This window comes from Oxalobacteraceae bacterium OTU3CINTB1, assembly GCA_024123955.1.
In the GTDB taxonomy this organism is placed as follows: domain Bacteria; phylum Pseudomonadota; class Gammaproteobacteria; order Burkholderiales; family Burkholderiaceae_D; genus Rugamonas.
Map to the genome: position 1 here is coordinate 5330005 of CP099652.1, position 23244 is coordinate 5353248.

Annotated in this window: 12 protein-coding genes, 4 tRNA genes, 6 rRNA genes and 2 pseudogenes; 9 read left to right on the plus strand and 15 right to left on the minus strand. The window is 56.5% G+C overall.

What is annotated here, in order from left to right:
• Positions 1 to 14: 14 nt before the first annotated feature.
• Positions 15 to 329 (plus strand): pyrimidine/purine nucleoside phosphorylase, encoded by a 315-nt coding sequence (locus tag NHH73_23005; GenBank protein USX25435.1) that lies wholly within the window; start codon positions 15 to 17, stop codon positions 327 to 329.
• Positions 330 to 402: 73 nt separating this feature from the next.
• Here the strand turns inward: NHH73_23005 and murB are convergent, their stop codons facing one another.
• Complete coding sequence (murB, locus tag NHH73_23010; protein ID USX25436.1) at positions 403 to 1431, minus strand: UDP-N-acetylmuramate dehydrogenase; 1029 nt, start codon at positions 1429 to 1431, stop codon at positions 403 to 405.
• Between the two features lie 149 nt (positions 1432 to 1580).
• On the opposite strand from murB, the gene NHH73_23015 reads away from it, so the two are divergent.
• Positions 1581 to 2066 (plus strand): YajQ family cyclic di-GMP-binding protein, encoded by a 486-nt coding sequence (locus NHH73_23015; GenBank protein ID USX25437.1) that lies wholly within the window; start codon positions 1581 to 1583, stop codon positions 2064 to 2066.
• A 147-nt stretch (positions 2067 to 2213) separates the two neighbouring features.
• Positions 2214 to 3467 carry a nitronate monooxygenase gene (locus NHH73_23020; GenBank protein USX25438.1) on the plus strand — a complete coding sequence of 418 codons (1254 nt, stop codon included), beginning with the start codon at positions 2214 to 2216 and terminating at the stop codon, positions 3465 to 3467.
• Positions 3468 to 3515: 48 nt separating this feature from the next.
• On the opposite strand, the gene NHH73_23025 is transcribed toward NHH73_23020, so the two are convergent.
• Positions 3516 to 4445 carry an exopolyphosphatase gene (locus NHH73_23025; protein ID USX25439.1) on the minus strand — a complete coding sequence of 310 codons (930 nt, stop codon included), beginning with the start codon at positions 4443 to 4445 and terminating at the stop codon, positions 3516 to 3518.
• A 307-nt stretch (positions 4446 to 4752) separates the two neighbouring features.
• Between NHH73_23025 and NHH73_23030 the strand changes: the two genes are divergently transcribed.
• Positions 4753 to 5535, plus strand: coding sequence for a hypothetical protein (locus NHH73_23030; protein USX25440.1), 783 nt, complete (start codon positions 4753 to 4755; stop codon positions 5533 to 5535).
• 135 nt (positions 5536 to 5670) lie between these two features.
• On the opposite strand, the gene rrf (NHH73_23035) is transcribed toward NHH73_23030, so the two are convergent.
• The 6 genes from rrf (NHH73_23035) to NHH73_23060 all read right to left on the minus strand — a co-directional run bounded on the left by rrf (NHH73_23035) (position 5671) and on the right by NHH73_23060 (position 12383).
• Positions 5671 to 5783, minus strand: a 5S ribosomal RNA gene (gene rrf / locus NHH73_23035).
• 151 nt (positions 5784 to 5934) lie between these two features.
• Positions 5935 to 8807: ribosomal RNA gene (locus NHH73_23040) — 23S ribosomal RNA — on the minus strand.
• Positions 8808 to 9036: 229 nt separating this feature from the next.
• Positions 9037 to 9112 (minus strand) — tRNA-Ala (locus tag NHH73_23045).
• A 23-nt stretch (positions 9113 to 9135) separates the two neighbouring features.
• Positions 9136 to 9212: transfer RNA gene (locus NHH73_23050), tRNA-Ile, on the minus strand.
• Positions 9213 to 9292: 80 nt separating this feature from the next.
• Positions 9293 to 10821 (minus strand): 16S ribosomal RNA (locus NHH73_23055).
• The 16S, 23S and 5S rRNA genes sit together here with 2 tRNA genes alongside, the layout of an rRNA operon.
• 353 nt (positions 10822 to 11174) lie before the next feature.
• Positions 11175 to 12383, minus strand: a complete 1209-nt coding sequence (locus tag NHH73_23060; GenBank protein USX25441.1) for an MFS transporter — start codon at positions 12381 to 12383, stop codon at positions 11175 to 11177.
• 80 nt (positions 12384 to 12463) lie between these two features.
• Between NHH73_23060 and NHH73_23065 the strand changes: the two genes are divergently transcribed.
• Positions 12464 to 13078 carry a TetR/AcrR family transcriptional regulator gene (locus NHH73_23065; GenBank protein USX25442.1) on the plus strand — a complete coding sequence of 205 codons (615 nt, stop codon included), beginning with the start codon at positions 12464 to 12466 and terminating at the stop codon, positions 13076 to 13078.
• A gap of 18 nt (positions 13079 to 13096) precedes the next feature.
• Here the strand turns inward: NHH73_23065 and NHH73_23070 are convergent, their stop codons facing one another.
• On the minus strand, positions 13097 to 13378 hold the full coding sequence (locus NHH73_23070; GenBank protein USX25443.1) for an SDR family oxidoreductase: 282 nt from the start codon (positions 13376 to 13378) through the stop codon (positions 13097 to 13099).
• Between the two features lie 188 nt (positions 13379 to 13566).
• On the opposite strand from NHH73_23070, the gene NHH73_23075 reads away from it, so the two are divergent.
• The gene (locus tag NHH73_23075) at positions 13567 to 14463 is read left to right on the plus strand and encodes an AraC family transcriptional regulator (GenBank protein USX29683.1); all 897 of its coding nucleotides are present in this window, start codon (positions 13567 to 13569) and stop codon (positions 14461 to 14463) included.
• Positions 14464 to 14548: 85 nt separating this feature from the next.
• Positions 14549 to 15067 carry a porin family protein gene (locus NHH73_23080; GenBank protein ID USX25444.1) on the plus strand — a complete coding sequence of 173 codons (519 nt, stop codon included), beginning with the start codon at positions 14549 to 14551 and terminating at the stop codon, positions 15065 to 15067.
• Between the two features lie 62 nt (positions 15068 to 15129).
• Here the strand turns inward: NHH73_23080 and NHH73_23085 are convergent.
• A pseudogene (locus NHH73_23085) lies at positions 15130 to 15288 on the minus strand (LysR family transcriptional regulator).
• Positions 15289 to 15397: 109 nt separating this feature from the next.
• Here NHH73_23085 and NHH73_23090 point away from each other — a divergent pair.
• Positions 15398 to 16095, plus strand: a pseudogene (locus tag NHH73_23090) (ABC transporter permease subunit).
• A 92-nt stretch (positions 16096 to 16187) separates the two neighbouring features.
• Here NHH73_23090 and rrf (NHH73_23095) read toward each other — a convergent pair.
• The 5 genes from rrf (NHH73_23095) to NHH73_23115 all read right to left on the minus strand — a co-directional run bounded on the left by rrf (NHH73_23095) (position 16188) and on the right by NHH73_23115 (position 21340).
• Positions 16188 to 16300: ribosomal RNA gene (gene rrf, locus NHH73_23095) — 5S ribosomal RNA — on the minus strand.
• Between the two features lie 151 nt (positions 16301 to 16451).
• A 23S ribosomal RNA gene (locus NHH73_23100) occupies positions 16452 to 19324 on the minus strand.
• Between the two features lie 230 nt (positions 19325 to 19554).
• Positions 19555 to 19630: transfer RNA gene (locus NHH73_23105), tRNA-Ala, on the minus strand.
• A gap of 24 nt (positions 19631 to 19654) precedes the next feature.
• Positions 19655 to 19731: transfer RNA gene (locus tag NHH73_23110), tRNA-Ile, on the minus strand.
• Positions 19732 to 19811: 80 nt separating this feature from the next.
• Positions 19812 to 21340 (minus strand): 16S ribosomal RNA (locus NHH73_23115).
• A gap of 531 nt (positions 21341 to 21871) precedes the next feature.
• Here NHH73_23115 and NHH73_23120 point away from each other — a divergent pair.
• The gene (locus tag NHH73_23120) at positions 21872 to 23236 is read left to right on the plus strand and encodes a histidine kinase (protein ID USX25445.1); all 1365 of its coding nucleotides are present in this window, start codon (positions 21872 to 21874) and stop codon (positions 23234 to 23236) included.
• Positions 23237 to 23244 lie beyond the last annotated feature (8 nt).

Sequence of the window (23244 nt, forward strand, 5' to 3'; positions counted from 1 at the left end):
GGAAAAACCGCAGCATGAGTGCTCAATTTGATCAAGTCAGCGTCGTCAAGAAATCGAACATCTACTTCGACGGCAAATGCGTGTCGCACAATATCATCCTCGCCGACGGCAGCAAGAAGAGCGTCGGCGTGATCTTCCCATCGAGCCTGACCTTTAACACCGGCGCGCCGGAGACCATGGAGATCACCGGCGGCGTGTGCAAGGTGCGACAGGCCGGCGCCACGGAATGGCAGACTTACGGCGCAGGGCAGGAATTCAAAGTGCCCGCGAATTCGCACTTCGACATCGAGACCGTGGAAACGGTCGATTACGTTTGCCATTTCGGCTAAACCGTAACCCCCGCACGGCGATCCGTCGCGGGGTCGTACCCCGTACGGGGTACGACCCCTCTGTCCTGCGGGTTTAAACGAACACCGGCTCCGGCTCCAGCAACACACCGTACTTCGCCTGCACATCCGCCTGGATCGCCCGCGCCAGCGCCACCACATCGGCGCCGGTCGCGCCGCCGTTATTGACCAGCACCAGCGCCTGTTTTGGATACACGCCGGCCGCGCCGAGGTTCCTACCCTTCCACCCGCATTGATCGATCAACCAGCCGGCCGCCAGCTTCTCCGTGCCGTCGGGCTGCACGTGATGCACCAGCGCCGGAAAACGCTCCAGCAGCGCCACGCACTGCGCGCCCGTCACCACCGGATTTTTAAAAAAGCTGCCGGCGTTGCCGATCACCGCCGGATCGGGCAGTTTGCGGCGGCGGATCGCCACCACCGTATCGGCCACTTGCTGTGCGCTTGGCGTGGCATGTCCCTGCTCGGCCACCGCCTGCGCCAGTTCCGCATACCGCAAATTCGGCTGCCACTGCTTCGGCAGCGCGAACGTCACATCCAGAATAATCAAATGGCGCCCGGCGTCCTGCTTGAAGATGCTGTCGCGATAACCAAACCGGCAGGCGCCGGCATCCATCGCATACGTCGTCGCGCTGACCGGATCGAACACCGTTACGCTGTGGAAGACGTCCTTGGTCTCCAACCCATACGCGCCGATATTCTGGATCGGCGCCGCGCCGACGGTGCCGGGTATCAGCGACAGGTTTTCCAGCCCGCCCATGCCCTGCGCCAGGGTCCATTGCACGAAGCCGTGCCAGTTCTCGCCGGCGGCCGCGCGCACGAAATGGCTGCGCTCATCGCCGCCGACGACCTGCTTGCCCTCGAGCGCGATGTGCAGCACCAGCCCGGGAAAATCCCCGGTGAGCAGCAGATTGCTGCCGCCGCCTAGCACCAGCCGCGGCAAAGCAGCCCAGGCGGCATCGGCAAGAACACCGAGCAATTGCTCTGTTTTCGTCACGCGCAAATACGCATGCGCGGTCGCGGCGATGCCGAAGGTATTGAGGGACTGTAGGGGAAACTGATGCTGGATGGGAGACTGTGGATGCATGGAGGAAAAACCGATTAATTTAGTCGATTATAGAGCGAAACAAGTAAAAAACCAGCGCCCGTATGGGGGTGACCGGCCGGTTGTCCGTTAAAATGTCAGACTTTGATGGGGAGCGGTAGCGCCCCATGCCACACGAAAAGGAAATAGCCATGCCGTCGTTTGATGTAGTGTCCGAAGCAGATATGATCGAAGTGAAGAATGCCGTCGAGCAATCTCAAAAGGAAATCGCCACCCGCTTTGACTTCAAGGGGACCGGCGCATCCGTCGAGCACAAGGAAAACGAACTGACCGTTGTCGCCGATTCCGAATTCCAACTGCAGCAAGTGCGCGACGTGTTGACCAACAAACTGTCCAAGCGCAAGGTCGACGTGCGCTTCCTCGAGGACGGCGACATCAAGAAGGTCGGCGGCGACAAGGTCAAGCAAGTCATCAAGATCAAGAACGGCATCGAGGCCGATGCGGCCAAGAAAATCGTGCGCGTCATCAAGGACAGCAAAATGAAGGTTCAGGCCAGCATCCAGGGCGAAGCCGTGCGTGTGACCGGCGCCAAGCGCGACGATCTGCAAGCCGCGATGGCCATGCTGCGCAAGGACGTCCCCGACATGCCGCTCGAGTTCAACAACTTCCGCGACTGATCCCGCCCGCGCGGCGTTGCCGCGCCGTCACAGAGCGGTAGCACACTTGGAGTAGAATTACTTGAGCCTCCATCGACGATGCTGCCGCGCGACCTGCATACCGCCGGGCCACGCCCGGCAAACAACCTCGGTAGTCTAAGGATAGCAATGAAACGTGTTGATGATTTCCGCCTGCGATTTGGCAAAAACGAGTACGTGCCCATCATGGTCGGCGGAATGGGTGTGGACATTTCGACCTCGGAACTGGCGCTGGAAGCGGCCCGCCTGGGCGGCATCGGCCACATCTCCGATGCAATGGTCGAAGACGTGTCCGACCGCAAGTTCGATACGAGCTTCGTCAAGGATAAAACCAAGCTCTACAAGTTCAACATCAACAATTCGGACAAGTCGGTCGTGCAGTTCGACCTCGAGCGCCTGGCCGACGCCCAGCGCCGCCACATCGGCGCCACCATGGCGGCGAAAAAAGGCGATGGCCTGATTTTCGTGAACTGCATGGAAAAGCTGACCATGAACGGTCCGCGCGAGACCCTGCGCACGCGCCTGAACGCGGCGCTCGACGCCGGCATCGACGGCATCACGCTGTCGGCCGGCCTGCACTTCGGCTCGTTCGCCTTGATGGCTGACCACCCGCGCTTCCGCGAAGCCAAGCTGGGCATCATCGTGTCGTCGGTGCGCGCGCTGCAAATCTTCCTGCGCAAGAACGCCAAGCTGAACCGCCTACCGGACTTCATCATTGTCGAAGGCCCGCTGGCCGGCGGCCACCTTGGCTTCGGCATGGACTGGGCCGAATACGACCTGATGGCGATCACCAAGGAATTGCTGGCCTACCTGAAAACCGAGAACCTCGACATTCCGCTGATCGCGGCCGGCGGCATCTTCACCGGCAGCGACGCCGTCAGCTTCCTCGAAGCGGGCGCGGCGGGCGTGCAGGTGGCGACCCGCTTTACCATCACCAACGAATGCGGCCTGCCGGCCAAGGTCAAGCAGGAATACGTCAGGGCCACCGAGGACGACATCATCGTCAACGGCATCTCGCCGACCGGCTATCCGATGCGCATGCTCAAAAGCACGCCGGCGATCGGCGGCGGCATCCGTCCGGGCTGCGAATCCTACGGCTACCTGCTGGACGCGACCGGCAATTGCGCCTACATCAACTCGTACAACCGCGAAGTGGCGGCGCATCCGAACGAGAAAAACATCGTCGTGATGGACAAGACCTGCCTGTGCACGCACATGCGTAACTTCAACTGCTGGACCTGCGGCCACTACACCTACCGCCTGAAGGACACCACGCACAAGAAGCCGGACGGCGATTACCAGCTGCTGTCGGCCGAGCACGTGTTCAAGGACTACCAGTTCAGCACCGACAACCAGATCGCGCTGCCGGAAAAAGAGTTCTGACCGGCGACGGATCGCGGACATGAAAAACGGCGCCTCGGCGCCGTTTTTTTATCCTTCGGAATTGATCCGGTGGATCAGCGCGCCCAGTACCTCCTCGGCGCGCTCGTTGTCGACCTGGCAGGTGCCGGCGTTCTCGTGCCCGCCACCGCCGTACTCCAGCATCAGGGCGCCGATGTTGGTTTTCGACGTGCGGTTCAAGATCGATTTGCCGGTGGCGAAGACGGTGTTCTGGTTCTTCAGCCCCCACAGCACGTGGATCGAGATGTTCGTCTGCGGGAACAGCGCATAGATGATGAAGCGATTGCCGGCGAAGATGATTTCCTCGTTGCGCAGATCCAGCACCACCAGGTTTTTGTGCACCTGCGCGCAGCGGCGGATCTGGTCCTTGCACTTTTCCGCATGCTCGAAATACAGGTCCTTGCGCTCCTTCACGTCCGGCAAAGCCATGATCTGCTCGATCGTATGGTTCTTGCACGCGTCGATCAAGTCCATCATCAGATTGTAGTTGGAGATACGGAACTCGCGGAAGCGGCCCAAGCCGGTGCGCGCGTCCATCAGGAAGTTCAGCAAGTCCCAGCCTTGCGGATTGAGCACTTCCTGTTCGTTGAAGCGCGCGGCGTCGCCCTTGTCGACCGCCGCCATCATGTCGCCCCACGATGCCGGGAAAGCTTTCTCGGCGCCGTAGTAATCGTAGACCACCCGCGCGGCCGACGGCGCCTCCGGGTGGATCACGTGGTTGGCGCGCTCGCCGGTGTTGCGGATGGTTTCCGACAGATGGTGGTCGAAGGCGATGTGCACGCCCGGCACGTAGGGAAGATTGGTCGTGATGTCGTTGTCGGTGATCGCGATCTTCCCGTCTTGCATGTCCTTCGGATGCACAAACAGGATGTCGTCGATCATGTCCAGGTGTTTCAGCAGCACGGCGCAGACGAGGCCGTCGAAATCGCTGCGGGTGACCAGACGGAATTTATTTGCCATGAATACACCTCAAAAGTTGAACAGTGCGATCGTCCATCATACATGCCCCAAGGCACAAAAAGCGCAAAAGGCAACGCTTATAGTTGCGTCGAATCATTTCTACATCAAGTGTTCAATAGGATCGCGTTTGACATGCGACATTCCGGGCAGTACGATAAATTTCTTTAACTGGGTTTGAACGGGCGATGTCTGCCCGAGCTCCGTGGCAAGGCGTTCTCCGCCGCCACGATACGGTTCAGTTCGAACCCCTCTGATCATCCGCAGGCCGCCGCTCTCAAGGAGCAGGCGCCGCGCAACAAGGAGGGGCATGATTCATTTGCTTTCATTAGCCGGCAAACGGGCACTCGCGGAACTTGTCGCGACCGAGCCGGTACTCGCCTTCACTTTCGACGGCACCCTGGCGCCGCCAGTCGTGCTGCCCAGCCAGGCACGCATGCAGCCGGCGCTGGAGCGTTGCTTCCGCGACCTGTGCGCTTTGCTGCCGGTCGCCGTCATTACCGGTCGCGGCCTGGACGATGTCGAGGCGCGGTTGCCGGTGCGTCCCGCTTATCTCGTTGGAAATCACGGCTCGGGCTGTTTGCCCGGCCAGGAGGATGACGCGCCGCGTGCGCGGGATATCTGCGCGGCCTGGTTGCGGCAGATGATCGACGAGCATGGCTTGCACAAAGTCGATCCTGGATTGCTGATCGCCGATCACGGGTGTTCCCTGTGGCTGCATTACCGGCTGCTGCGCGACCGGCCGCGCACCATGCGGGAGATTGAGCGGGTGCTGGCTGCGCTGGAGCCGGCGCCGGTGGTGGTCGGAGCGCGCAGCGGCATCAATTTGCTGCCGCCGGACGCGCCGGGCAAGCGCATGACGCTGAATACGGTGCTGGATCATGCCTCGCGGCATACGGCGCTGTACATCGGCGAGGATGAGGCGGATGAGCAGATCTTCCGGGATGCGCCGGAGTCCTGGCTGACGGTGCGCATCGGGCGCAGCAAGGACAGCGCGGCGCGGTATTTCTTGCACCATCAGTTCGAGGTGCTGGAGTGTCTGCAGTATTTGCTTGGGAGGATACGCCGGCATGAGGCGATCGCTCATGCCTGAGCTGCGGGCGGGTTATCAATGGCGGATTACGCTTCGCTAATCCGCCCTACGTGTCTCCGAAACGTCATTAACGTTTCGTCCAGACGAAAAAAAGCCCCGACCAGATCACTGGAAGGGGCTTTTTTAATATAACTAGCCTGACGATAACCTACTTTCACACTGGTTGCAGCACTATCATCGGCGCAGAGTTGTTTCACGGTCCTGTTCGGGATGGGAAGGGGTGGGACCAACTTGCTATGGTCATCAGGCATTGACTTGTCTGAGTGGTCGTTCCCTGTTGGGCAACGGCACTCTAATCTGGAAGTAGTAAGTAATTAGTATCTCAATACTGGGTAATGAAGTTGTGTATCAACGAACGCCTCAACGCACTTCTTATTCACCATAACCTGCTAAGGTTATAGGGACAAGCCGTACGGGCAATTAGTATCAGTTAGCTTAATGCATTACTGCACTTCCACACCTGACCTATCAACGTCCTGGTCTCGAACGACCCTTCAAAGAGCTCAAGGCTCTGGGAAATCTCATCTTAAGGCAAGTTTCCCGCTTAGATGCTTTCAGCGGTTATCTCTTCCAGACTTAGCTACCCGGCAATGCCACTGGCGTGACAACCGGTACACCAGAGGTCTGTCCACTCCGGTCCTCTCGTACTAGGAGCAGCCCCCTTCAAATTTCCAACGCCCACGGCAGATAGGGACCAAACTGTCTCACGACGTTTTAAACCCAGCTCACGTACCACTTTAAATGGCGAACAGCCATACCCTTGGGACCGGCTACAGCCCCAGGATGTGATGAGCCGACATCGAGGTGCCAAACTCCCCCGTCGATATGAACTCTTGGGAGGAATCAGCCTGTTATCCCCAGAGTACCTTTTATCCGTTGAGCGATGGCCCTTCCATACAGAACCACCGGATCACTATGTCCTACTTTCGTACCTGCTCGACTTGTCAGTCTCGCAGTTAAGCACGCTTATGCCATTGCACTATTAGCACGATGTCCGACCGTACCTAGCGTACCTTCGAACTCCTCCGTTACACTTTAGGAGGAGACCGCCCCAGTCAAACTGCCTACCATGCACTGTCCCCGACCCGGATAACGGGCCAAGGTTAGAACCTCAAATGAACCAGGGTGGTATTTCAAGGTTGGCTCCACGAGAACTGGCGTCCCCGCTTCAAAGCCTCCCACCTATCCTACACAGATTGATTCAAAGTCCAATGCAAAGCTACAGTAAAGGTTCATGGGGTCTTTCCGTCTAGCCGCGGGTAGATTGCATCATCACAAACACTTCAACTTCGCTGAGTCTCGGGAGGAGACAGTGTGGCCATCGTTACGCCATTCGTGCAGGTCGGAACTTACCCGACAAGGAATTTCGCTACCTTAGGACCGTTATAGTTACGGCCGCCGTTTACTGGGACTTCAATCAAGAGCTTGCACCCCATCATTTAATCTTCCAGCACCGGGCAGGCGTCACACCCTATACGTCCACTTTCGTGTTTGCAGAGTGCTGTGTTTTTATTAAACAGTCGCAGCCACCAGTTTATTGCAACCCGTTCACCCTACTGAAGTAAATCAGCCAAGCTACAAGGGCGTACCTTTTCCCGAAGTTACGGTACCAATTTGCCGAGTTCCTTCTCCCGAGTTCTCTCAAGCGCCTTAGAATACTCATCTCGCCCACCTGTGTCGGTTTGCGGTACGGTCTCGTATGACTGAAGCTTAGAGGCTTTTCTTGGAACCACTTCCGATTGCTTCGAGACCTAAGTCTCTCGTCCCACTCCCTTGAATTACGCGCCCGGATTTGCCTAAGCGCCTTCTATGAAGCAGCAACCAACTATTCCAACAGTTGGACAACCTTCCGCGATCCGTCCCCCCATCGCATCATACGACGGTGCAGGAATATTAACCTGCTTCCCATCAGCTACGCATCTCTGCCTCGCCTTAGGGGCCGACTCACCCTGCTCCGATGAACGTTGAACAGGAAACCTTGGGCTTACGGCGTGGGGGCTTTTCACCCCCATTATCGCTACTCATGTCAGCATTCGCACTTCTGATACCTCCAGCATCCTTTACAAGACACCTTCGCAGGCTTACAGAACGCTCTCCTACCATATGCTTGCGCATATCCGCAGCTTCGGTGACTGGCTTAGCCCCGTTACATCTTCCGCGCAGGACGACTCGATCAGTGAGCTATTACGCTTTCTTTAAATGATGGCTGCTTCTAAGCCAACATCCTGACTGTTTTAGCCTTCCCACTTCGTTTTCCACTTAGCCAATCTTTGGGACCTTAGCTGGCGGTCTGGGTTGTTTCCCTCTTGACGCCGGACGTTAGCACCCGACGTCTGTCTCCCAAGCTCGCACTCATCGGTATTCGGAGTTTGCAATGGTTTGGTAAGTCGCGATGACCCCCTAGCCATAACAGTGCTCTACCCCCGATGGTGATACTTGAGGCACTACCTAAATAGTTTTCGGAGAGAACCAGCTATTTCCAAGTTTGTTTAGCCTTTCACCCCTACCCACAGCTCATCCCCTAATTTTTCAACATTAGTGGGTTCGGACCTCCAGTGCGTGTTACCGCACCTTCATCCTGGCCATGAGTAGATCACTTGGTTTCGGGTCTACACCCAGCGACTATCGCCCTGTTCGGACTCGATTTCTCTACGGCTTCCCTATATGGTTAACCTTGCCACTGAATGTAAGTCGCTGACCCATTATACAAAAGGTACGCAGTCACGGAACAAGTCCGCTCCTACTGTTTGTATGCACACGGTTTCAGGATCTATTTCACTCCCCTCCCGGGGTTCTTTTCGCCTTTCCCTCACGGTACTGGTTCACTATCGGTCGATTACGAGTATTTAGCCTTGGAGGATGGTCCCCCCATATTCAGACAGGATTTCTCGTGTCCCGCCCTACTTGTCGCACGCTTAGTTCCACACATCGCATTTCACATACGGGGCTATCACCCGCTATGGCTCCTATTTCCAGAGGATTCTGTTATGCGTCATGCTAAAACGTGCAGGCTCTTCCCATTTCGCTCGCCACTACTTTGGGAATCTCGGTTGATTTATTTTCCTGCAGCTACTTAGATGTTTCAGTTCGCCGCGTTCGCTTTGCATACCTATGTATTCAGTATGCAATGACCTAAAAGGCCGGGTTTCCCCATTCGGAAATCTGCGGATCAAAGCTTGTTTGCTAGCTCCCCGCAGCTTATCGCAAGCTACTACGTCCTTCATCGCCTGTAATCGCCAAGGCATCCACCATGTGCACTTATTCACTTGTCCCTATAACGTTAGCCCCTGCGACTAAACAAGGAGCGTTTATAGGAATAAGAAGTACTACGTTGTTGCGTTTGTTGATACATACAATCATTACCCATCGCGCCACCTGTCGGTGTCGCGATCAATAAAAATTTACTTACTTCTTCCAGATTGTTAAAGAACGTACAGCACTTGATCTCTAAAAGACCAAATCTAAACACACGCGATTGGCGTTGCTTACATTTGAACTTTTTGGTGGAGGATGACGGGATCGAACCGACGACCCCCTGCTTGCAAAGCAGGTGCTCTCCCAGCTGAGCTAATCCCCCTGAGATGTACTACAGGCAGAAACTGGTAGGGCTGGTTGGACTCGAACCAACGACCCCCGCGTTATCAACACGGTGCTCTAACCAGCTGAGCTACAGCCCCAAATGCTGTTCTTTATATTGACAGTCGATAAGTGTGAACGCTTGATGAGTGAACCGTTTAACGGGTTCGTGCCACTCTAGAAAGGAGGTGATCCAGCCGCACCTTCCGATACGGCTACCTTGTTACGACTTCACCCCAGTCACGAATCCTACCGTGGTAAGCGCCCTCCTTGCGGTTAAGCTACCTACTTCTGGTAAAACCCGCTCCCATGGTGTGACGGGCGGTGTGTACAAGACCCGGGAACGTATTCACCGCGACATGCTGATCCGCGATTACTAGCGATTCCAACTTCATGCAGTCGAGTTGCAGACTACAATCCGGACTACGATACACTTTCTGCGATTAGCTCCCCCTCGCGGGTTGGCGGCGCTCTGTATGTACCATTGTATGACGTGTGAAGCCCTACCCATAAGGGCCATGAGGACTTGACGTCATCCCCACCTTCCTCCGGTTTGTCACCGGCAGTCTCATTAGAGTGCCCTTTCGTAGCAACTAATGACAAGGGTTGCGCTCGTTGCGGGACTTAACCCAACATCTCACGACACGAGCTGACGACAGCCATGCAGCACCTGTGTGATGGTTCTCTTTCGAGCACTCCCAAATCTCTCCGGGATTCCATCCATGTCAAGGGTAGGTAAGGTTTTTCGCGTTGCATCGAATTAATCCACATCATCCACCGCTTGTGCGGGTCCCCGTCAATTCCTTTGAGTTTTAATCTTGCGACCGTACTCCCCAGGCGGTCTACTTCACGCGTTAGCTGCGTTACCAAGTCAATTAAGACCCGACAACTAGTAGACATCGTTTAGGGCGTGGACTACCAGGGTATCTAATCCTGTTTGCTCCCCACGCTTTCGTGCATGAGCGTCAGTTTTGACCCAGGGGGCTGCCTTCGCCATCGGTGTTCCTCCACATATCTACGCATTTCACTGCTACACGTGGAATTCTACCCCCCTCTGCCAAACTCTAGCCTTGCAGTCTCCATTGCCATTCCCAGGTTGAGCCCGGGGATTTCACAACAGACTTACAAAACCGCCTGCGCACGCTTTACGCCCAGTAATTCCGATTAACGCTTGCACCCTACGTATTACCGCGGCTGCTGGCACGTAGTTAGCCGGTGCTTATTCTTCAGGTACCGTCATTAGGCCTCTGTATTAGAAAGACCCGTTTCTTCCCTGACAAAAGAGCTTTACAACCCGAAGGCCTTCTTCACTCACGCGGCATTGCTGGATCAGGCTTGCGCCCATTGTCCAAAATTCCCCACTGCTGCCTCCCGTAGGAGTCTGGACCGTGTCTCAGTTCCAGTGTGGCTGGTCGTCCTCTCAGACCAGCTACTGATCGATGCCTTGGTAGGCTTTTACCCTACCAACTAGCTAATCAGATATCGGCCGCTCCAGGAGCATGAGGTCTTGCGATCCCCCACTTTCATCCTTAGATCGTATGCGGTATTAGCGTAACTTTCGCTACGTTATCCCCCACTCCAGGGTACGTTCCGATATATTACTCACCCGTTCGCCACTCGCCGCCAGGTTGCCCCGCGCTGCCGTTCGACTTGCATGTGTAAGGCATGCCGCCAGCGTTCAATCTGAGCCAGGATCAAACTCTTCAGTTTAATCTCTGTTACTTTTGCCGTTTTACCGGCACTCTTATTGCTAAGAGGTCGCTCACTCAAAATACTGACAGGCCACTACTTTCGTAGCGCCTATTTCATTACTTCTTGTGAACATTTGATATTTTAAGTATCGCGGAACCGAGGTTCCGCGTGCACCTTCATCAAACGTCCACACTTATCGACTGTTAATTTTTAAAGAACTTTGTTTGGTACTGCGTCGCTAACAAATCGTTTTGTCTGTCAGCGAAGAAGGAAGAGTATGAATCGTTTAGACCGTTTCGTCAACCTTCTTTTTCTTCTCGTTTCACTCTGCAACACGTTGTTTTGTGTGCGCCGTTTTGCGAGGAGGCGAACTATAGCAAAGCCGCTCCGGGCTTGGCAAGAACTTTCTTCACACCATCCGCAAGTGCCGCCACCAACAACGCCACGGCCCCAATTCCCATCAACAAACGGTGGTCGCCGCCGCTCTGCGCGAACAGGTAGGAATAGCCATACCCGGCCAACGCCTGGAACAACGCAAACACCGTCGTGGCGCGACTCCACACGGCGCTCTGGCGATGCGCATCGCCGGGCAGTAGCTGATGGACGCGGCCAAGCACAATCGGCACGATGCCGGGCGGGAAGGAGCCGACGACAACGGTCGCCGCGATCAGCACAAAATGATTGTGGGACAACATCATCAACCCGATCACTGCCGCCTGCAGACACAGCGCCAACTGGCCGGTGCGCGTAGGGCCGATGCGATCGGTCAATGCCCCATACACCATCGGGCCGGCAATCGCGCCGATGCCGTAAGCGACCCAGAACAGGGCCGCCGTATGCGTCCCCCATCCCAAACCGCGCGCCACATAGTCGACCAGGAACACCATCAGCGGAACCAGACCAATCGCCATCAAGGCATACTGGACGTATAGTACGTTCAGATCGAAGCGCGCGCTGGCTATGGGCGCGGCCGGCTCCGCGCCTTGAGCAGCGGCGGCATGGGCGTGCCCGGCATGCGGCCAGCAAAACCAGCTTGCGATACTCAGCACCAGCGCCAGCGCACCCAGTCCCAACCACGTCTCGCGCAGGCCGACACCCAGCAACATCGGCACCACCGTGCCCGACGCCGCGATGCCGACGCCCACACCCAGGAATATTGCCCCGCTCGCCATACCCCTGCGCTCGACCGGCACATGCGGCAACACGGTCGACGCCACCAGCACCATGATGATGCCGCCCGATACCCCCGACAGCAGGCGCCAGGCAAAGAACCAGCTCACCGACAGTGGGAACGCACAGGCAAAGAACGCCAGCGAAGCCAGCATCATCATCACACGCAGCGTCGACCGCGCCGTCAACCGCGCAGCCAGCGGGCGCCCGATCAATGCGCCCACCAGATAACCAACCAGATTGGCCGCGCCGAGATAGACAACGTCCTGCGCGGCAAACCAATGCGCCTCGATCAGCGGCGGTATCAGCGGCGTGTAGCCGAAGCGCGCCAGGCCAATGCCGACCAGGCTGGCGCACAAACCGGCGAATATAGCGCGGCCGGCCGCGCCCTTGTCTTCTGCGTGATTCATCAACGATCCTTAGCCGTCCATCATGTTTTACAGCATAGTCAAACTTGACACCACTGTCAAGAATGGCGATAATCCGCTCCATGGCAGGCATAAAACAATTCAACGAAGAAGAAACGCTGGAGCGCGCGATGCACGTTTTCTGGCGGCAGGGCTACGCCTCAACCTCGATGCAGGACCTGGCGCAGGCCACCGGCGTGCTGCGCGGGTCGCTTTATAACGCTTATGGCGACAAGCAATCGATCTTTTTGCTGGCGTTCGCCCGTTACAAGCAACGCTATCTGGCGGCGGCGCGGGAACGGATGCTGGCGGACGATCCCGTCGAGGCGCTGCGCGATTTCTTCGGTTACGTCATCGGTTCGATGTCGCAACCCATCCCCCAGGATGACGATACGCCCTCCTCGTCCACGCGCGGCTGCCTGACGACCAAAATCGCCACCGACGAAACAGCGATGGATGACGCGGTGCGCCAGGCGTTGCGCGACATGCTGGAAGGATTGGGGGAGGTATTGGAGGAACGGCTGTCGGCGCCCGACGCCGTCGCGCGGCTGCGCCTGCCGCCTAAGGACGCCACACGTTTGCTGGTCACGTTCACACGCGGCAATGTGGTGATGGAACGCATCTACCACGCGCCGGAAGAACTTCAGGCCACGGCCGACACGCTGTTGCAAATACTGTTTACGCCGAAAGCTGCCTAGGCGAGTGGCACCACGTCCTCAGCAATTATTGATGACGACGTCGATGCGCTTGTGGACGTCTTCGGCAAACGCCAGGAATTCGCGCATTTCCTCCGGTCGCGAGACGTCCAGTGCGAACCACTCCGCCGAACCGCCGGCGCTGCGGATCTCCGTCACCAGCGCATGCAACTTGGCGGAGCGCCGCGCCCCCAGCACCACGTGATGGCCCTCGCCGGCCAACTGGCGCGCGGTGGCAGGACCGCTGCCCCGGCTGGCGCCAGCAATCAGTATCACCTTTCGATTGGTGTGTGTAGCAGTCATGGTGCGGTCCTTTCAATGGTAGTAAAACCAGACTGCATCATACGAACATCCGGCGATGCTGCGAATGCACATGCCTATGTGTTTCTTGCCTAATCCTATACATCGTCAATAGTCCCGTAGCCACGGCCGCCGGTTTGATGGATCATTCCTATTCATTACTGTACGTTTGGAGAAATTAATTGGAACGCATGATCGCTCTGCACACCAGTCTGGCAAAGCACGACGGCTACACCGAGACGGCGCTCGAAGACGTGCGCCTGACCCGCGCCACGGAAAGCGTGACCAAGGCGCCGGCCATGTCCGACCCGTGCATCGCCATCGTGCTGCAGGGCCGCAAGCGCGCCCACTTCGGCGACGACGTGCTGCAGTTCGACGCCGAACATTACCTGGTGGTGGCCATTCCCACGCCGTTCCTCAGCGCCACCGAGGCGTCGGTCGAGGAACCGTTCATGGGTCTGGTCATCCGCGTCGACCGCACCACGCTGGCCGACCTGATGTTTGCCATCGACCAGACGGCCAACGAAGTGCCGGCCATGCCCAAGGGAATGATGACCACGCGGATGGACCAACGCCTGCGCGAAACCGTGTTGCGCCTCATGGAGGCGCTGAACTCGCCGCTGGAGGCACGCGTGCTCGGTCCCGCCATCGTGCGTGAAATCTGCTTCCGCGTGCTGATGGGCGAGCAAGGCGCGGCGATGCGCGCCGCGCTGACCAGCCAGGGCCAGTTCGGCCGCATCGCCAAGGCGCTGCGCCGCATCCACGCCGATTGCGCGGCGGACATGGATGTCGGCATGCTGGCGGCCGAGGCCAGCATGAGCGTGCCGGCATTCCACGTGCACTTCAAATCGGTGACGCACTGCTCACCGATCCAGTATCTGAAGTCGGCCCGGCTGCACCAGGCGCGGCTGCTGATGGCGCGCAGCGACATCACGGCGCAGGCGGCGTCGGCCAAGGTCGGCTACGAAAGTCCGTCGCAGTTCAGCCGCGAATTCAAACGCTACTTCGGCCGCAGTCCCGGCGAGGAAGCCGAGGCGATGCGCCGCATGCTGGCGCCCCAGCCGGCGGAAACGGCAAGGTTGCCGTAAAGATAATTTGAGGGTAGGATGCGGGGCGGATGGCATTGCAAATAAACCAATGCCGCCATTTACAGTCTCACCTTTAAGGAACTATATGCGACTCTTGATCATCGCGGCGGCCGCGCTTGCCGTTGCCGGCCCATCGTTTGCGGCCCCTTTCGAACCCGGCGTCTATCTCGGCGTCTCCGGCGGACGCGCCTCGGTCTCGTCCAAATACGTGGACAACAGTAGTGACTTTTCGGTCGGCGGCGCGATCGGCTACCAGTACAGCCCCAACTTCGGCTTTGACGTCTATACCCGGGGCCTGAGCCTTAATCCGTTCCGCGGCATGTTCACCGAGGCAGGCTACTACCCGGATCGCACCTACGGCATCGCCGTCCAGGGCACGGTGCCGCTCAGCGAGCGCGTCAGCCTGTTCGGCCGCGCCGGCATCGGCCGCACCTCGATGCAGGGCAACCGCAGCGACCTGCCCGACCGCGATGAAACCGATCCGATGGTTGGCGTCGGCGTCAGCTACGCCTTCAACCGCCAGTGGTCGATCGGCGTGGACGCCAGCTATCTGACCAAAACCGAAGTGTCGCTGTTCTCGTTCGGCGCGCGCTTCAATTTCTAGGCGCAACCGCGCACAATCCACTCGCCCAGGCTGTCGAGCGCTTCCCACGGCTCGCGGCCGTGGGGGCGCACCAGGAAGTAGCCGCGCGCCGTGCTCAGCGCCGGCGCCGGCAGCGTGACCAACTGGCCATCGCGCACCAACTCATCCACGAGCGGGCGCCAGCCCAGCGCCACCCCGTGTCCAGCGACCGCCGCCTGGATCAACAACGGGTAATCGCCCAGGGTCAGGCTCGGAATATCCATACGATGGCGCGACGCCGCCAGCCGGCGCCGCCTTCCCGCTCTACATCGCCGGCCGCAGCCTGCTCACGCGCCAGCGCCAGGGGCTGAGATGTTCGAACAACTCCATCAATATTTGCCGCTGGGAGACGCGGTCAACGCGGCGGTCCGTTTGCTCATCGATCACAACAGCGACCTGTTCGACAGCGCCGGTCGCGTCATCGAAGGTTTGGCCGGTGTCATTGAAAGTGTGGTGCAACTGGCGCCAGCATGGGTGGTGATTGCCTTTGCCGTGATCCTCGGCTGGCGCCGCCTGTCCTGGCGCTTCGCGGTTTTTGCGGGATTGTCCTTGTTGTTGATCACGGTGCTGGGCTATTGGCCGCAGACGATCGTCACCTTGGGACTGACCTTGTCGGCTACGTTGATCAGCCTGGCGTTGGGCGTGCCCATTGGAATTTTAGCGGCGAGGAACCGGCATGTGCACGCGGTGCTGCGCCCGGTGCTGGATTTCATGCAGACCATGCCGGCCTTTGTTTATCTGATCCCGGCGGTGATGCTTTTTGGTCTGGGGCGCGTGCCGGGCATCATCGCCACGGTGATTTTCGCGATGCCGCCGACGGTGCGGCTGACCCCCATCGGGATTTTGCAGGTGGACAAGGAACAACTGGAGTCGGCGCCGGTGGTCTTGGGGGCGAAGTATTAAGCAGCACTCAGCAATTGGATGTGGGACTGGGTTTTGAGAGCGGCTTATACGTAGTGTTAGTGGCGATTATATTGGACCGCATCACACAAAGTTTCGGAGAACGATAAGGATTGCGCGTCGTATAAACGAAAAAAAGCCCCATCGGCACCGAACGCGATCTTGAGCGCGTTCAGGCTGATGAGGCTTTTTAATATAACTAGCCTGACGATAACCTACTTTCACACTGGTTGCAGCACTATCATCGGCGCAGAGTTGTTTCACGGTCCTGTTCGGGATGGGAAGGGGTGGGACCAACTTGCTATGGTCATCAGGCATTGACTTGTCTGAGTGGTCGTTCCCTGTTGGGCAACGGCACTCTAATCTGGAAGTAGTAAGTAATTAGTATCTCAATACTGGGTAATGAAGTTGTGTATCAACGAACGCCTCAACGCACTTCTTATTCACCATAACCTGCTAAGGTTATAGGGACAAGCCGTACGGGCAATTAGTATCAGTTAGCTTAATGCATTACTGCACTTCCACACCTGACCTATCAACGTCCTGGTCTCGAACGACCCTTCAAAGAGCTCAAGGCTCTGGGAAATCTCATCTTAAGGCAAGTTTCCCGCTTAGATGCTTTCAGCGGTTATCTCTTCCAGACTTAGCTACCCGGCAATGCCACTGGCGTGACAACCGGTACACCAGAGGTCTGTCCACTCCGGTCCTCTCGTACTAGGAGCAGCCCCCTTCAAATTTCCAACGCCCACGGCAGATAGGGACCAAACTGTCTCACGACGTTTTAAACCCAGCTCACGTACCACTTTAAATGGCGAACAGCCATACCCTTGGGACCGGCTACAGCCCCAGGATGTGATGAGCCGACATCGAGGTGCCAAACTCCCCCGTCGATATGAACTCTTGGGAGGAATCAGCCTGTTATCCCCAGAGTACCTTTTATCCGTTGAGCGATGGCCCTTCCATACAGAACCACCGGATCACTATGTCCTACTTTCGTACCTGCTCGACTTGTCAGTCTCGCAGTTAAGCACGCTTATGCCATTGCACTATTAGCACGATGTCCGACCGTACCTAGCGTACCTTCGAACTCCTCCGTTACACTTTAGGAGGAGACCGCCCCAGTCAAACTGCCTACCATGCACTGTCCCCGACCCGGATAACGGGCCAAGGTTAGAACCTCAAATGAACCAGGGTGGTATTTCAAGGTTGGCTCCACGAGAACTGGCGTCCCCGCTTCAAAGCCTCCCACCTATCCTACACAGATTGATTCAAAGTCCAATGCAAAGCTACAGTAAAGGTTCATGGGGTCTTTCCGTCTAGCCGCGGGTAGATTGCATCATCACAAACACTTCAACTTCGCTGAGTCTCGGGAGGAGACAGTGTGGCCATCGTTACGCCATTCGTGCAGGTCGGAACTTACCCGACAAGGAATTTCGCTACCTTAGGACCGTTATAGTTACGGCCGCCGTTTACTGGGACTTCAATCAAGAGCTTGCACCCCATCATTTAATCTTCCAGCACCGGGCAGGCGTCACACCCTATACGTCCACTTTCGTGTTTGCAGAGTGCTGTGTTTTTATTAAACAGTCGCAGCCACCAGTTTATTGCAACCCGTTCACCCTACTGAAGTAAATCAGCCAAGCTACAAGGGCGTACCTTTTCCCGAAGTTACGGTACCAATTTGCCGAGTTCCTTCTCCCGAGTTCTCTCAAGCGCCTTAGAATACTCATCTCGCCCACCTGTGTCGGTTTGCGGTACGGTCTCGTATGACTGAAGCTTAGAGGCTTTTCTTGGAACCACTTCCGATTGCTTCGAGACCTAAGTCTCTCGTCCCACTCCCTTGAATTACGCGCCCGGATTTGCCTAAGCGCCTTCTATGAAGCAGCAACCAACTATTCCAACAGTTGGACAACCTTCCGCGATCCGTCCCCCCATCGCATCATACGACGGTGCAGGAATATTAACCTGCTTCCCATCAGCTACGCATCTCTGCCTCGCCTTAGGGGCCGACTCACCCTGCTCCGATGAACGTTGAACAGGAAACCTTGGGCTTACGGCGTGGGGGCTTTTCACCCCCATTATCGCTACTCATGTCAGCATTCGCACTTCTGATACCTCCAGCATCCTTTACAAGACACCTTCGCAGGCTTACAGAACGCTCTCCTACCATATGCTTGCGCATATCCGCAGCTTCGGTGACTGGCTTAGCCCCGTTACATCTTCCGCGCAGGACGACTCGATCAGTGAGCTATTACGCTTTCTTTAAATGATGGCTGCTTCTAAGCCAACATCCTGACTGTTTTAGCCTTCCCACTTCGTTTTCCACTTAGCCAATCTTTGGGACCTTAGCTGGCGGTCTGGGTTGTTTCCCTCTTGACGCCGGACGTTAGCACCCGACGTCTGTCTCCCAAGCTCGCACTCATCGGTATTCGGAGTTTGCAATGGTTTGGTAAGTCGCGATGACCCCCTAGCCATAACAGTGCTCTACCCCCGATGGTGATACTTGAGGCACTACCTAAATAGTTTTCGGAGAGAACCAGCTATTTCCAAGTTTGTTTAGCCTTTCACCCCTACCCACAGCTCATCCCCTAATTTTTCAACATTAGTGGGTTCGGACCTCCAGTGCGTGTTACCGCACCTTCATCCTGGCCATGAGTAGATCACTTGGTTTCGGGTCTACACCCAGCGACTATCGCCCTGTTCGGACTCGATTTCTCTACGGCTTCCCTATATGGTTAACCTTGCCACTGAATGTAAGTCGCTGACCCATTATACAAAAGGTACGCAGTCACGGAACAAGTCCGCTCCTACTGTTTGTATGCACACGGTTTCAGGATCTATTTCACTCCCCTCCCGGGGTTCTTTTCGCCTTTCCCTCACGGTACTGGTTCACTATCGGTCGATTACGAGTATTTAGCCTTGGAGGATGGTCCCCCCATATTCAGACAGGATTTCTCGTGTCCCGCCCTACTTGTCGCACGCTTAGTTCCACACATCGCATTTCACATACGGGGCTATCACCCGCTATGGCTCCTATTTCCAGAGGATTCTGTTATGCGTCGTGCTAAAACGTGCAGGCTCTTCCCATTTCGCTCGCCACTACTTTGGGAATCTCGGTTGATTTATTTTCCTGCAGCTACTTAGATGTTTCAGTTCGCCGCGTTCGCTTTGCATACCTATGTATTCAGTATGCAATGACCTAAAAGGCCGGGTTTCCCCATTCGGAAATCTGCGGATCAAAGCTTGTTTGCTAGCTCCCCGCAGCTTATCGCAAGCTACTACGTCCTTCATCGCCTGTAATCGCCAAGGCATCCACCATGTGCACTTATTCACTTGTCCCTATAACGTTAGCCCCTGCGCCGCTGACCGCGCGTCTACAAGGAGCGTTTATAGGAATAAGAAGTACTACGTTGTTGCGTTTGTTGATACATACAATCATTACCCATCGCGTCACCTGTCGGTGATGCGATCAATAAAAATTTACTTACTTCTTCCAGATTGTTAAAGAACGTACAGCACTTGATCTCTAAAAGATCAAATCTAAAGGCTTACCCTTACATTTGAACTCTTGGTGGAGGATGACGGGATCGAACCGACGACCCCCTGCTTGCAAAGCAGGTGCTCTCCCAGCTGAGCTAATCCCCCTGAGATGTACTACTAGGGTAAAACTGGTAGGGCTGGTTGGACTCGAACCAACGACCCCCGCGTTATCAACACGGTGCTCTAACCAGCTGAGCTACAGCCCCAAATGCTGTTCTTTATATTGACAGTCGATAAGTGTGAACGCTTGATGAGTGAACCGTTTAACGGGTTCGTGCCACTCTAGAAAGGAGGTGATCCAGCCGCACCTTCCGATACGGCTACCTTGTTACGACTTCACCCCAGTCACGAATCCTACCGTGGTAAGCGCCCTCCTTGCGGTTAAGCTACCTACTTCTGGTAAAACCCGCTCCCATGGTGTGACGGGCGGTGTGTACAAGACCCGGGAACGTATTCACCGCGACATGCTGATCCGCGATTACTAGCGATTCCAACTTCATGCAGTCGAGTTGCAGACTACAATCCGGACTACGATACACTTTCTGCGATTAGCTCCCCCTCGCGGGTTGGCGGCGCTCTGTATGTACCATTGTATGACGTGTGAAGCCCTACCCATAAGGGCCATGAGGACTTGACGTCATCCCCACCTTCCTCCGGTTTGTCACCGGCAGTCTCATTAGAGTGCCCTTTCGTAGCAACTAATGACAAGGGTTGCGCTCGTTGCGGGACTTAACCCAACATCTCACGACACGAGCTGACGACAGCCATGCAGCACCTGTGTGATGGTTCTCTTTCGAGCACTCCCAAATCTCTCCGGGATTCCATCCATGTCAAGGGTAGGTAAGGTTTTTCGCGTTGCATCGAATTAATCCACATCATCCACCGCTTGTGCGGGTCCCCGTCAATTCCTTTGAGTTTTAATCTTGCGACCGTACTCCCCAGGCGGTCTACTTCACGCGTTAGCTGCGTTACCAAGTCAATTAAGACCCGACAACTAGTAGACATCGTTTAGGGCGTGGACTACCAGGGTATCTAATCCTGTTTGCTCCCCACGCTTTCGTGCATGAGCGTCAGTTTTGACCCAGGGGGCTGCCTTCGCCATCGGTGTTCCTCCACATATCTACGCATTTCACTGCTACACGTGGAATTCTACCCCCCTCTGCCAAACTCTAGCCTTGCAGTCTCCATTGCCATTCCCAGGTTGAGCCCGGGGATTTCACAACAGACTTACAAAACCGCCTGCGCACGCTTTACGCCCAGTAATTCCGATTAACGCTTGCACCCTACGTATTACCGCGGCTGCTGGCACGTAGTTAGCCGGTGCTTATTCTTCAGGTACCGTCATTAGGCCTCTTTATTAGAAAGACCCGTTTCTTCCCTGACAAAAGAGCTTTACAACCCGAAGGCCTTCTTCACTCACGCGGCATTGCTGGATCAGGCTTGCGCCCATTGTCCAAAATTCCCCACTGCTGCCTCCCGTAGGAGTCTGGACCGTGTCTCAGTTCCAGTGTGGCTGGTCGTCCTCTCAGACCAGCTACTGATCGATGCCTTGGTAGGCTTTTACCCTACCAACTAGCTAATCAGATATCGGCCGCTCCAGGAGCATGAGGTCTTGCGATCCCCCACTTTCATCCTTAGATCGTATGCGGTATTAGCGTAACTTTCGCTACGTTATCCCCCACTCCAGGGTACGTTCCGATATATTACTCACCCGTTCGCCACTCGCCGCCAGGTTGCCCCGCGCTGCCGTTCGACTTGCATGTGTAAGGCATGCCGCCAGCGTTCAATCTGAGCCAGGATCAAACTCTTCAGTTTAATCTCTGTTACTTTTGCCGTTTTACCGGCACTCTTATTACTAAGAGGTCGCTCACTCAAAATACTGACAGGCCACTACTTTCGTAGCGCCTACTTCATTACTTCTTGTGAACATTTGATATTTTAAGTATCGCGGAACCGAAGTCCCGCGTGCACTTTCATCAAACGTCCACACTTATCGACTGTTAATTTTTAAAGAACGTGTATTCGGTGATACTGGTACTGCTTGCACGCTTGACAAATCGTTTTGTTCGTCAGCGCAGAAGAAAGAGTATGAAGCGTTTCGCTTATTTCGTCAACCCCTCAGCCACTTCTTCTTTTCTCGTTTCACTCTGCATTTGCATGCGTCGTTTTGCGAGGAGGCGAACTATAGCAAAGCGCCCACAGGCTTGGCAAGCGCTTTTTCTGTTCCCCTCTCCACGCCGTCCAGTCCCTATTTCTTGCAGACTGTCGCATGGGCATGGCGCATCGCCGCCATCACCGTTACAGTTGCATCGTCACAAAACTCATACTCCAGAGTGAAAGCCTTACATGTTTCCTATGCCCAAAACGCAAGACACCCTGAAGACCGCCGCCGCCTGGCTGCATCGCGGCTTCGATGCGACCGCCACCTGGGTGACCCAGCTGTCGTGGTGGAAGTTCCTGGTGTTCGCCGTATTGATGCTGATCGCCGGCTCGATTCTGCAAGATGAGCTATTTTCGTCGAGCCCGGTTCAAGAGGAAGTGGTCCGCAGTGACAAAAAACGCAAAGGCGCCGACACCAATATCGTGATCGACGACAGCGGCATTCGCTTCAATATGCGCGGCAAGCGCAACAAAGATGCCGACAAAGCCGACAGCAGTGTCGACGAGAACGGCGTTCCGCGCGCCGAACCGGCACCCGCGACCGAGCCGGCACCTCCCGCCGAGCCCGAGGCGCCCGCCGAACCTGCTCCGCCAGCCACGCCGAATGTCAAACCCGGCAAGCCCGACAAAACGATCACCCCGGCCGTCCCCGCCCTGCCCACCCTGCCTGGCGAAGAGGTCCACATCGACCTGCCGCCACAAATCGGCGAAGAATTATCCAACGCCATTGAAGAAGCGGTCGACGACGCGGCCGAGCAAAAAGTCGCCCGCTACCACGGTCAGGCATCGACCTGGTTCCGCAGTTTCGTCACGTTGCTGGTGCTGGCCCTGTTCGGCATCAAGGCGCTGATGGGCAGCAAAAAACGCGCCGAAGCGGAAACCCAGACCGCCAACGCGGCGGTCGAGCGCGAATCCATGCAGCGCCAGCTGAGCGAAGCGAAGATGCAGATGATGCAGGCGCAAGTCGAACCGCACTTCTTGTTCAATACGCTGGCGTCGGTCGAGCACCTGATCGAGACAGACCCGCCGCGCGCCTCCGCCATGCAGCGCAGCCTGATCAAATACCTGCGCGCGGTGCTGCCGCAAATGCGCGACAACGCGCTGATCACCAACCTCGGCCGCGAAGCCGACATGGTGGTGGCCTATCTGAACCTGCTGAAAATGCGCATGGAAGAGCGGCTGACGGTCGACTTCGACATCCCCGACGGCCTGCGCAGCGCCGCGTTCCCGCCGATGATGTTGCAGTCGATGGTGGAAAACGCCATCAAGCACGGCCTCGAAGCCAAGCCCCAGGGCGGCACGCTCAAAGTACGCGCCGACGTGGCCCATAATAAACTGCGCGTCATCGTCAGCGACGACGGCCTGGGCTTTGGCGCGGTGCCCAGCGACGGCACCGGACTGGGCCTGATGACCATCCGCGAGCGTCTGAAACTGCTGCACGGCGACCAGGGACAGCTGCTCATCGCGGCCAACAGCCCGAGCGGGGTCATCGCCACCATCGAGGTGCCGTATCAGCTGGCCAATAAAGAACCCAAACACGAACCAAAATAAGAGCAATT